Below are 10,919 nucleotides of genomic sequence, written 5' to 3'. Positions count from 1 at the left end.
AGGACGCCGCGCCATCGTCCGCGGCAAGACTCCGCTTTCCAGCGCCGCCGTGCTCGCCTCCGACCTGCGCGCTTCCGCGTCCCTGGTGCTGGCCGGCCTGGTCGCCGAAGGGGAAACCATCATCGACCGCGTCTATCACATTGATCGCGGCTATGAACGCATTGAGGAGAAATTGCGCGGTGTCGGCGCCCAGATGAAGCGCATCGGCGAGATGCTCCCCCGCCGCTCTCCCGCCCCCGTCGCCCCGGTGGAGAGCTGAAGATATCTCCTTTTGTGTTTCCTTCGTGTCCTTTGTGGTTGGCTCTTGCGGTCGCCTCACCCCTTCTGCAAGAACATCTTCACTCCCACCGCCACCAGCACCACGGCAAACGTCTTCCGCAACACCGCCTCAGAGACCTGCTGTGCCAGCGCTCCGCCGAAATAGCCGCCGATGAAAAACCCTAGCGCCACCACCAGTCCGACCTTCACGTCGGCATTCCCGGCGCGGTAGTACTCCCACAATGCCAGCCCGCCCACCGGAAGCAGCAGTGCCGCCAGCGACGTCCCCTGCGCCCTGTGCTGGGACATATGAAAGAAATAGACCAGGACAGGCACCAGCAGCACTCCCCCGCCGATCCCCACCATCCCGGACGCCACTCCGATCAGCAATCCAGCCAGCAACGCAAGCCACAGCATGGCGCAACCTCCTCGTTCATCCTGTTTTTCAAACGACTCCACTCTGCAGCCGGTCTTCGTCCTCGCGCGCCCGCAGCACCGCTCCCACCGCCAGGATCACCACCAGCGAGGCTGCGAGCATGGTCGGAGGAATCGGCTCCTTAAGCAGCGCGGCGCCCTCCACGATGGCCACGATGGGGATCACCATACTCATGGTCGAGATCTGGTACGGCTGCGTGCGTTTCAGCAGCCAATAGTACAGGGCGAACGCTACCGCCGAGCCGCCCACCGCCAGGAACAGCAGCGCCCCCACCGCCTTGGGCGTCCACTGCGAAGCCTGCCGTTCCAGCGGCAGGCTCAGCGCCAGCAGCACCGCCGCGCCTCCCAGCAACTGCCATCCCGTGGCTACCGCAGGATCGATGTCGTGCAGTTCCCTTTTTGCGAAGTGGATCGACCACGCCGTCGCCGCTACCGCCCCCAGCACTGCCACCCCGCCCAGCACCGACCGGCTCGAAACCGAGAGCGTGCTCTGAAACAGCACCGCGATTCCCCCTGTCGCCACCAGCATGGCCAAAAGCGCCGAGCGCGGCACGCGATGACGTGACATCAGCGGCGTCAGCAGCGCCACCACCAGCGGCAGGCTGGTGTACAGCACCGCCGCCATGGACGACGTAATGTGCTGCTCCGCCCAGAACAGCAAGCCGTAGGGCAACGCCATCATGCTGACGGAGAGGACGCGGACCGCCCGCCACTCTCGCGCGCTCCGCAACCCGATCGACCGGCGCAGCGCCACGCCGCCTAGCAGCAAGGCTGCCCCCACCAGGAAACGCACCCCTGCGGCCCGCAACGGAGGGACGTCCTGCACCACCACCCGGATGGCCATCCAGGTTGTGCCCCAGATAGCGCAAAGGGCCACGTACGCGGCCCACTCCCCGAGCCCGAATCGTCGCTCCTCCGTCAGCTTCTGCGGCGTGCCGATTTCTGTCATCCCGAGTAAGCCCGCTCGCGAAGCGACGCGGCGCCGCGAGAGGCTCCTATACCCTACACTGCCACCAGATCTTGTGCCTTTCGCAAACAACAAGGCCGTGGCTCAGAGCCACGGCCTTCCAGTGCTGTCCCGATTCAGTGATTCACTGACTCAACGATGCAATCTATCTCGGTCCTCGTCCGCCGCCTCCACCGCCGCCACCCGGCCCTCCCCGCCGTCCTCTCCGCCTGCGACGATTGCGGTCGCGGTCACCGCCGTGGCCGCCGAATCCGCCACCCTGCCCGCCATGCGCCCGTGCCGCGTCCACGCGGTTGAAGTTGGGTTCGCCCTGGTCTTCCTCGGGTATTTCCGCCGCGACCTCCGGGTTGCTTCCCGCCAGCTTCGCGCGCTGCTCCCTCAGGATGGCTTTGCGCGAAAGCCGTATGCGGTTCCCTTCGACGGAGAGCACTTTCACCAGGATCTGGTCGCCCTCATGCAGTTCATCGCGCACGTTGGCGATGCGGTGTTCCGCCACTTCGCTGATGTGCAGCAGCCCTTCCGTTCCCGGGAAGATCTCCACGAACGCCCCGAACTCGGCCAGCCGCGTCACTTTGCCCAGGTAGGTCTTGCCCACCTCGGCCGTGGCGGTGATGTCTCCGATCATCTGCAGCGCCTTCGCCAGCGCCGCTTCATCGTTCGAGGCCACGTTCACCCGCCCCGAATCTTCCACGTCGATCTTGACCCCGGTCTGCTCGATGATGCCGCGGATCACCTTCCCGCCCGGCCCGATCAGGTCGCGGATCTTGTCCGTGGGGATCTGCAGTGTGTGGATGCGCGGCGCATAGGGCGACATCGCCGAACGCGGGGCCGCGATCGCTTCCTCCATCTTTTCCAGGATGTGCATGCGTGCTCGCCGTGCCTGCTCCATCGCTTCCCGCATGATCTGGCTGGTGATGCCGCTGACCTTGATGTCCATCTGCAGCGCCGTGATGCCGTCCTTCGTCCCTGCCACCTTGAAGTCCATGTCGCCGTAGTGATCTTCGGCTCCGGCGATGTCGGTCAGAATGGCGTACTTGTCCTCTTCCTTCACCAAGCCCATGGCGATGCCCGCCACCGCCGCCTTCAGCGGCACTCCCGCATCCATCATCGAGAGGCTCGCACCGCACACCGAGGCCATCGACGACGAGCCGTTCGACTCCAGGATGTCCGAAACCACGCGCATGGTGTACGGCCAGCTCTCTTCCGGCGGCAGGACTGAGGTAATCGCCCGCTCCGCCAGCGCGCCGTGCCCGATTTCGCGCCGGCCCGCGCCCCGCATGAACGCTACCTCGCCCACCGAGAACGGCGGGAAGTTGTAGTGCAGCATGAAGCGCTTCTTGGCCTCGCCCTGGAAGCCTTCCGTGCGCTGCATGTCTTCCGCGGTGCCCAGCGTCGTGGTCACCAGGGCCTGGGTCTCGCCGCGCGTGAACACCGTCGAGCCGTGGGTACGAGGCAGCACGCCCACCTCGACCGTGATGTTGCGCACCTCGTCGAACGCCCGCGAATCCGGACGCCGCCGTGCGGCCGTCACCTGCTCCCGGAACATGTCCTCGCGCAGCATCTCGTAGTACCGCGAGAGCTTCTTCCGCCCGTCCTCGTCTTCTTCCGGGACGGCTTCTTTCAGCTGCTTCTTCAGCGCCTTGATGCGGCTATAGCTCTCCGCCTTGGGATATTTCTTGGTGTCGCTCAAGTCGGCCAGTTGCCCGCCGATGCGCTGCTTCAGCTCGTTGTAGTAGGCCTCATCGAATTCCACCGCCGGCACTTCCCGCTTCGGCCTCCCCACTTGCGCCGCCAGACCTGAGATGGCCGCGCAGATCTTCTTGATTTCCGCGTGCCCGAACTCGATCGCCTCCAGCACCGTGTCTTCCTTCACTTCCTTGGCGCCCGACTCCACCATCACGATGCCCTCGGCCGTGCCCACCACCATGATGTTCAGCAGGCTCTCCTTCATCTCCTCGTAGGTTGGGTTGATGATGAAGGTGCCGTTCAGCAGTCCCACCCGCACCGCCCCGATCGGGCCATGGAACGGTACGTCCGATACCGCCAGCGCGCACGACGCCCCGTTGATGGCCGCCACGTCCGGGTCGTTCTCCGTGTCCGCCGAAAGCACCAGCGCGATCACCTGCGTCTCGCAGCGGAAGCCCTCCGGGAACAGCGGCCGGATCGGCCGGTCGATCTGTCGGCAGGTCAGCGTTTCCTTCTCGCTCATTCGCCCTTCGCGCTTGATGAACCCGCCCGGAAAGCGTCCGCCCGCGTATGTGTATTCGCGGTAGTCCACCGTCAACGGGAAAAAGTCGATGCCTTCCCGCGGCTCCGCATTGGCGCAGGCCGTTGCCAGCACCACGTTGTCGGCGGCGCGCACCACGCACGAGCCGTGCGCTTGCTTTGCCAGGTGGCCGGTCTCAAAGCGCAGGCTTTTCCCGCCCGCCAGTTCTACGACGATCTCTTGTTTCATTACTTTCTCCTTGATTCGGATACCGATGAGTCGCCAAACGCGATGCGCAGGTGGGCGCGAACCGTTGCCGACTGGCTACCACCCGAACTCGCACCCCGACGTACACCCGTGCCCGGCCGCGTGCAGGCTCGCCCTCGCGGGCTTCCTACTTGCGGATTCCGAGCTTCTGGATGACGTCTTTGTACCGATCGGGGTCGTAGCTCTTCAGGTAGTCCAGCAACCGGCGGCGCTTGCTCACCATGATCAGAAGACCCCGCCGGGAGGCGTGGTCGTTCTTATGCGTCTTGAAGTGCTCGGTCAGCTCTCCGATCCGCTCGCTCAGAACCGCGATCTGGACTTCCGGGCTTCCCGTGTCCGTCGCATGCAGGCGGTGCCGCTGGATGACGTCTGTCTTGCGCTCTCTCGCCAACACTAGGCTTGGTGTGCTCCTCAGTTTTGTCCGTTTTTCTCGACACTCCTAGAGTACACGCGATTCCCCAGCCTGTAAACCTTGCCCCAACCTTGTCATCCCGAGCGCAGCGCGACCGAGGCGGAGCCCGCTTGCGGCTGCAGCCGCAAGGAGCGCGCAGTCGAGGAACCTCGGTTTTGTTTGTGATCCCTAGGGCTAGGTACGCGCGGGAAGGAGTCTACGCCGCCTTCCCGTTGCCGTTCTTTCCAGGCAGGATGGGCAGCCGCTCCACCGTTCCGATCACGCAGGGCAGGTGGCCGTTCAGCTTGTGTTGGCGGAAGCGCTCTTCGCGGCACATCGAATCGATCAGGTGTTTCTGGTGGGAACCCAGGACTTGCTGCGGCAGTACATGGAAGTTACGGAACATCCACAGCAGCTGCACGCGCTCCACCACCGACGGGCGCACGTACCGCGGCCCGCGGTCGGTGGCGACCTCCAGCACTCCGTGGCGGAGTTTTTCCAGAAGCATGTCTGGCGCTGCCTGGGTTTGTTTTGTTCGGGGCGAACGGGCCGCAGCATACTCCTGCCCCATTTGTAATGCAACAAGAATTCGTATGTTAAGGGTAAGTAGTACCTAGGTTATTAACTCATCGTTTACTACGCCGGAGAGGACTTCAGCGTGGCCTGCCGGGGATTCTCCCCATGACCAGATGACCAGATGACCAGATGACCACATCACCACATCCCTCAAGTGATTCAATCGCTTTTCTTCACCCTCACCACCACGATCTTCGAGAATCCCTCCTCGAAGCTGGGCGCCTTCAGCTTGGCGGCCATGCGCCGCATGATGTCTTCCGGCACCACCCGCTCCCGGCGCTTGTTGCGCTCCAGGCAAACGTCCAGCGGTACGTCGAAGAACACCGCCTGCACCTCGTAGCCGAAGCCCTTGGCCATCTTGATCCACTGCCTGCGCTCCCCCGGCGAGAGGTTGGTGGCGTCCACGTAGTTCCACGGCATTTTGGCGATCAGGCGCGCCCGCAGCAGCGACCGCAGCGTGGAGAACACCAGGCTCTGGTAGCGCTGCTCGGTGATGTCGTCGAACAGGATGTTCCGCAGCAAATCGCTCGAAAGCGGCGTCACCCCGCGCCGCTTGTACCACGTGGTCTTGCCCGAACCCGGCAGCCCGATGGTTAGCACCACCACCCCCTTGGGCGCCTTCGGGCTCTTTGCCGCAGGAGGATGCAGCGTGGCTTCGGAAGCCTTCGCCGGCGGCATGGTTGGCGATTCCGGCTGCGTCTCCATCACCAGCCGCGGCTCTTCCCTGCGCGGCGCCGCCGCGTGCTGCCGGGGCGTCTCTCTCGCCGGCTGTCGCGGCGTCTCCCTCGCGGGTTGTGCTTCCCGTGGTTGCGGGGTCGCCGCCTCCGCCCCCCGTAGCATGGCCTCCGGATACGACGGTCGCAGCGGCTCCGCCCCGCTGGGCAGGGGCTGCCCGATCCGCCCCGTCGCTTCCACTTCGCTTACGTTCTTCTTCTTGCGGCGCTTCAACCGCTCCCGCATCCACTTCCGCATGCGTTCCTTTGCTTGCCTGAGGATATTTCGCCCGCTGCCTTTCGGTGGCTCCCACTTACGCTTGCTGCCGCTTGTAACACAATCCCCGCACTACGGGCAATTCTTCCTCGGCCCCGCGGGATCCCATCCGGAGTCATTGGGCTCGTTCAGGATACCCTGAGCCAACCCTTTGAAGGCTGAACGCGACCCGCCACAACCGCATCCAAGTCTGAGGAGGTTCGCATCTCGCGGAGATACCGAGTACCGCTGGTTGCGCCACCTGGAGCTTCGATGGAGCGTCGAAGATGCCGAACAAAACACCGACCCTACAACTCCCCCTGAAGCACGCCAAGCTCTCTCCAGCCCATCTTCTGTATCCCCACTGGAAGTCGTTGAGCCTGGCGCTGCTCGCCGTGATGGGTGAGGCAGCGGCCAATCTTCTGGAACCCTGGCCGCTGAAGATCGTCATCGATTATGTGTTCGAGTCCCGATCCCTGCCGGATTGGATGAACGCTCTGCTGCACCCCGCCGCCGGCGGAGAAAAGTATGCCGTCCTCAATTTCGCCGTGTTGGCGGTGGCGCTGATCGCGCTCCTGGGCGCTGTCAGTTCCTTCGCCGAAAAATATCTGACCACCAGCGTCGGCCAGTGGGTCATGCACGACCTGCGCAGCACGCTCTACGCGCACATCCATCGCCTGTCGCTGGCCGAGCACGACCAGAAAAGGACCGGCGACCTCATCACCCGCGTCACCAGCGATATTGACGCCATTCAGGGTTTCATCACCAGCGGGCTGCTCGGCATGGTCGTGAACGTCTTCACCCTGGCTGGGATGGTCGTGGTGATGTTCTATCTCAATTGGCGGTTTACGTTGATTGCCCTGTCCGTCGCTCCTGTCCTCTTCCTGGTGGTGTATTTCTTTACCATCCGCATCAAGAAAGCGTCGCGCGCCGTGCGCAAGAAGGAGAGCGAACTGGTCTCCGTGGTCGAGGAGGTTCTTTCCTCCATCCGGGTCGTGAAGGCCTTCGCGCGCGAAGGCTACGAACAGCGGCGCTTCGAGGAACGGAGCCTGGAAAACGTAGAACTCGCGCTGTGGGCGCGCACTATCAAAGCCAGGCTTTCTCCCATCGTCGAACTGATTGTGGCGGTGGGCACCTGTCTGGTCCTCGGCTATGGCGCCCGCCTGGTACTCGACGGCAAGCTCAGCGCCGGTGTGCTCATCGTGTTTCTGCTCTACCTGGGCAAGATGTACAAGCCCATGCGCGAGCTTTCCAAGATGAGCGACACCGTCTCCAAGGCCGCGGTCGGCTATGAACGCATCCAGGAGGTGCTGGAAACCGAGAGCCGTGTGCGCGAAATGCCCCGGGCGCGCCGCGCCCCTCGCTTCCGGGGCGACATCGAATTCGACCGCGTGTGCTTCGGCTATAACTCCGACCAGCAGATCCTCCAGGACGTAAGCTTCCACATCGAACCGGGGCAGTTGGCTGCCTTCGTCGGCCCCAGTGGTACCGGCAAAACCACCATCATCAGTCTCATCCCCCGCCTCTACGATCCCACCTCCGGCCAGGTGCGGATCGATGGCGCGGACATCCGCCGCTTCAAGCTCCGTTCCCTGCGCGAGCAGATGAGCTTTGTGCTGCAGGAGACCCTGCTGTTCCACGCTCCCATCTGGCAGAACATCGCCTATGGCAAGCCCGAAGCTCGCCGTTCAGAGATCGTCCGCGCTGCCGAGCTGGCCAACGCGCATGAGTTCATCGAAGCGATGCCCGAGGGATACGACACCATGGTGGGGGAACGTGGCCTTACGCTTTCCGGCGGCCAGCGGCAGCGCATCGCCATCGCGCGTGCGGTGATTCGAAACACTCCCCTGCTCGTGCTCGACGAACCCACTACCGGCCTCGATGCCGCTTCCGAGCAGGCCGTCCTGGAGGCGCTCGATCGCCTCATGAAGGGCCGCACCTGCGTGGTCATCGCCCATCATCTGGCTACCATCCAGCGCGCGGACGTCATCTTCCTGCTCAAGGATTCCACCCTCGCGGAACGTGGTACCCACGAGGAATTGCTCGCGGCCGGCGGGCTCTATGCGGAACTTGCGGCCAAACAGTTTCCCGAGAAAGAGGAACTGGCCGGGAGCAAGCCGGTGAGCCGCTAGCCAAACGCAACCGATCGTCCTTGGCTGGTCACAGCTCGTTCAGGTCCTGGATCCGCTTCTCCACGACTTGCGTGAAGCCTTCTATCTCCTCCTCCGAATATCCCCCGGCCCGAAAACAATCTGCGATTTGTTGTGTCGACAGTTGCGAGAGCAGTTGGCCGATCCAGCGGGCGTCTTCCCGCGGAATGCTCTTGACCACTTTCTCTCTCTTCCTCAGCTCGAGCCAGTGCGGAAAGATTACCGCGTTCAGCGGATGCGGCTTGCTGGCCAGATGGAAATCGACGTCCTCCGACGTCGTCTCCCGGACAAACTTTGAGCTCCGGTACTGTTCCAGGTTGCTCTTGGTGCGCCGGAAGGTGTTCCCGCTGCGCCCGAATGTGGCCCCTGCATCGCTCACCACGTAGCGATTCTCGGCCCCCTCGGCGTAGATGGAATTGTTGCCCGCCTTGATGTCCCAGTTGTTCATCAGGGCCATCATGACCCTCAGTCCATTGAGCGCCTTGGTACCTACGAAGGGATTGTCGTTCCAGCTCCAGCTCCCGATCTTCTTCCTGTTCTTGTCGCGACGCTCCAACCGCGCGCCGGTAATCACTCCATCTTTGGAAACAAACTCCTGGCCCCGGCTGAGCTTCGGCAGGCCTTCCACCCGTAATGTGGGCAAATAGTAGTCTTCATCGACGAGGTAACCCGCCGCCCACAGCAGCCGTGTGGCCGCCGTCTCGGCCTGGGCTTCCGGGCCGAGCTTCACCCGCCAGCGGACGCCCTGCTCATCTTCTACGTCAAACTTGGGAGCGGCGCCGCCCAGTTCCTCCTTCAGGAACCTGAACCTGCCGCTGGGCACGCGCTCGCGGCTGCCCGCGCCGTAGTAAGTGTCCCGCGAGGCCATGTCCTCCGGCTCGCGCCACAACACATCCGGCAGCAGCGGGCGGGTTTCCTTGGCTGACGATTGAGACTTGTCCTGTTCGCCTGTTTCCTGGGCGCTGGCCCCCACCAGGAAGCCGAGGGCGATGAGAATGAGAAGGAGATGAAATCCGGATAAGATTCTGCGCGTAGTTCCTGTGATGCTTCGCTTCAAGGTGAACCTCCTGAAAACCACTCCCACATTGCTGACTCTTCGGAACTGAGATGCCGGCCAAGCAACTCCCGGTTTCCCGGCTCGCATCTCTGCCCTTGGGTTCAAGCCCCCAAGTCCCTGTGCAATCAGTTGGATATCGCTTGGGTTTCCAGCGCATCTAACTGGGATGGCAGAGCAGTTTCGGGAGGATGAAGATGAGACTGTTGGTGCAGCCCGACGACGGTATTGCCCCGCTGGTGGCGGCGGTCAAGAACGCCAAGAAGAGCGTGGAGATTGTGATCTTCCGTCTCGACCGCAAGGAGATGGAAACCGCGTTGCAAGCCGCCGTGGAGCGCGGGGTGGCCGTGCGCGCGCTCATTGCCCACACCAACCGGGGCGGCGAAAAGACTCTGCGCAGCCTGGAAGGACGCCTCCTCGCCATGGGCATCACCGTAGCCCGCACCGGCGATGATCTGGCTCGCTACCACGGCAAGATGCTGATCGTCGATGCGCGCATGATCTACGTCCTGACCTTCAACTTCGCCCACATCGATGTCGACCACAGCCGCGGCTTCGGCATCCTCACCAAGAACGCCGAATTCATCCAGGAAGGCAGGAAGCTTTTCGAAGCCGATTGTGCCCGGCAACCCTACACCCCGGGCCTCCAGTCATTCCTCGTGAGCCCCGCGAATGCCCGCAATCAGATCGCCGAGTTCATCCGCGACGCCCGCAAGCAGCTCCTCATCTACGATCCCCGGGTCTCCGACCGGCAGATGATCCGCCTCCTTGAGGAACGGCGGAAAGCGGGCGTCGACGTTCGCATCATCGGACGCGTTGCCGGCCGCAAGGGTGATCTCGTCTCCGCCCCTCTTACCACCATGCGTTTGCACGCCAAGGTCATCATCCGCGACCGCCGCCAGGCCTTCGTCGGCAGCCAGGGCCTGCGGCAGGTGGAGCTGGATTCGCGGCGCGAAATCGGTTTCATCGTGCGCGACTCGAAAATCGTCAACGGTTTGCTCGCTGTCTTCGAGAAGGATTGGACTTCCACCGATTATGCGAAGGGACAGGAGGCCGACGCGGGCCTCGATGCCAAAGCTCTGGCCAAAGAGCTGCCTCCCCTGGCCGCCACCGTTCGCCAAGCGGTCAAGAAAGTGGTGGAGAACGCCAATGGCGAAGCCCTCGCCGATGATGAAGTGAGGGACACCGTCAAGAAGACGGTCAAGAAAGCCGTCAAGGAAGCCATCAAAGAAGTCGTCGAAGAGAAACAAATCTCGCCGTGAATCTCTGTCCAACCCCCACCGCGCCCGCACTCATCTAATGAAAAGTACCGCGATTCACATCGCGCATGCGGTGAGCTTATGAGCCGATTTCATCTCATTTCGTCCGCGATTCTCGGCACGTCTCTTGTCGCCTTTACCGTGGCCGGCTGCAACAAGAAGGAAGCGCCGCCGGCGCAGGAGGCGAGAGAGACCTCCCCTCCGCAGACGCCTGCCGTCAAACCGGCCGCGCAAGAAGATCCGCAGGTCCTGAGCGAATTCCGCAAGCGCGTGGATGACTACGTCAAGCTGCGCAAGCGGGTGGACGACTCTGTGCCCCCGCTGAAGCCCAAGCGGACCGCGGAGCAGATCGCCGAGCACGAGCAGGCGCTTGCCGGAAAGCTGCGC

The 10,919-nt window shown here is 63.2% G+C and carries 11 protein-coding genes; 4 read left to right on the top strand and 7 right to left on the bottom strand.

Translation table 11 applies throughout. From position 1 onward, the window contains the following. A partial coding sequence (locus tag VLE48_12030; GenBank protein HSA93732.1) for a hypothetical protein occupies window positions 1–259 on the top strand: 259 nt, incomplete at its 5' end. A 56-nt stretch (window positions 260–315) separates the two neighbouring features. On the opposite strand, the gene VLE48_12025 is transcribed toward VLE48_12030, so the two are convergent. From VLE48_12025 to VLE48_12000, 6 genes are all read right to left on the bottom strand, one after another. Next, entirely contained in the window at window positions 316–717 is a 402-nt protein-coding gene (locus VLE48_12025; GenBank protein HSA93731.1) for a sulfite exporter TauE/SafE family protein, read from the bottom strand. Next, window positions 704–1,642 carry an EamA family transporter gene (locus tag VLE48_12020; GenBank protein ID HSA93730.1) on the bottom strand — a complete coding sequence of 313 codons (939 nt, stop codon included), beginning with the start codon at window positions 1,640–1,642 and terminating at the stop codon, window positions 704–706. Before VLE48_12020 ends, VLE48_12025 begins: the two co-directional genes overlap by 14 nt. Window positions 1,643–1,805: 163 nt before the next feature. After that, entirely contained in the window at window positions 1,806–4,115 is a 2,310-nt protein-coding gene (gene pnp / locus VLE48_12015; protein ID HSA93729.1) for a polyribonucleotide nucleotidyltransferase, read from the bottom strand. Between the two features lie 145 nt (window positions 4,116–4,260). Then, window positions 4,261–4,527 (bottom strand): 30S ribosomal protein S15, encoded by a 267-nt coding sequence (gene rpsO, locus VLE48_12010; GenBank protein ID HSA93728.1) that lies wholly within the window; start codon window positions 4,525–4,527, stop codon window positions 4,261–4,263. 214 nt (window positions 4,528–4,741) lie between these two features. Continuing rightward, complete coding sequence (locus VLE48_12005; GenBank protein HSA93727.1) at window positions 4,742–5,032, bottom strand: hypothetical protein; 291 nt, start codon at window positions 5,030–5,032, stop codon at window positions 4,742–4,744. Between the two features lie 227 nt (window positions 5,033–5,259). Continuing rightward, window positions 5,260–6,072 carry an AAA family ATPase gene (locus VLE48_12000; GenBank protein ID HSA93726.1) on the bottom strand — a complete coding sequence of 271 codons (813 nt, stop codon included), beginning with the start codon at window positions 6,070–6,072 and terminating at the stop codon, window positions 5,260–5,262. Window positions 6,073–6,356: 284 nt separating this feature from the next. Here VLE48_12000 and VLE48_11995 point away from each other — a divergent pair, with 284 nt between their 5' ends. After that, a complete protein-coding gene (locus tag VLE48_11995; protein HSA93725.1) occupies window positions 6,357–8,201 on the top strand; it encodes an ABC transporter ATP-binding protein in 1,845 nt (614 codons plus the stop codon). Window positions 8,202–8,229: 28 nt separating this feature from the next. Here VLE48_11995 and VLE48_11990 read toward each other — a convergent pair whose 3' ends face one another. Continuing rightward, on the bottom strand, window positions 8,230–9,276 hold the full coding sequence (locus tag VLE48_11990) for a hypothetical protein (GenBank protein ID HSA93724.1): 1,047 nt from the start codon (window positions 9,274–9,276) through the stop codon (window positions 8,230–8,232). Window positions 9,277–9,470: 194 nt separating this feature from the next. Here VLE48_11990 and VLE48_11985 point away from each other — a divergent pair, with 194 nt between their 5' ends. Together VLE48_11985 and VLE48_11980 are read left to right on the top strand one after the other, a co-directional pair. Continuing rightward, window positions 9,471–10,535 (top strand): phospholipase D-like domain-containing protein, encoded by a 1,065-nt coding sequence (locus VLE48_11985; GenBank protein ID HSA93723.1) that lies wholly within the window; start codon window positions 9,471–9,473, stop codon window positions 10,533–10,535. 78 nt (window positions 10,536–10,613) lie between these two features. Continuing rightward, window positions 10,614–10,919: hypothetical protein (locus VLE48_11980; protein HSA93722.1), on the top strand; the 306-nt coding region annotated here is incomplete at its 3' end.

This window comes from Terriglobales bacterium (assembly GCA_035454605.1).
Classification (GTDB): Bacteria; Acidobacteriota; Terriglobia; order Terriglobales; family Acidobacteriaceae; genus DATMAB01.
Note: the sequence above shows the minus strand (reverse complement) of the source record. Positions and strands in the feature narration are given on the sequence as shown.

Coding starts and splice junctions, on each gene's coding strand:
- VLE48_12020 (HSA93730.1), bottom strand. CDS start 1,642: ATGACAGAAATCGGCACGCCGCAGAAGCTGACGGAGGAGCGACGATTC.
- pnp (HSA93729.1), bottom strand. CDS start 4,115: ATGAAACAAGAGATCGTCGTAGAACTGGCGGGCGGGAAAAGCCTGCGC.
- VLE48_12005 (HSA93727.1), bottom strand. CDS start 5,032: ATGCTTCTGGAAAAACTCCGCCACGGAGTGCTGGAGGTCGCCACCGAC.
- VLE48_12000 (HSA93726.1), bottom strand. CDS start 6,072: ATGCGGAAGTGGATGCGGGAGCGGTTGAAGCGCCGCAAGAAGAAGAAC.
- VLE48_11995 (HSA93725.1), top strand. CDS start 6,357: ATGCCGAACAAAACACCGACCCTACAACTCCCCCTGAAGCACGCCAAG.
- VLE48_11985 (HSA93723.1), top strand. CDS start 9,471: ATGAGACTGTTGGTGCAGCCCGACGACGGTATTGCCCCGCTGGTGGCG.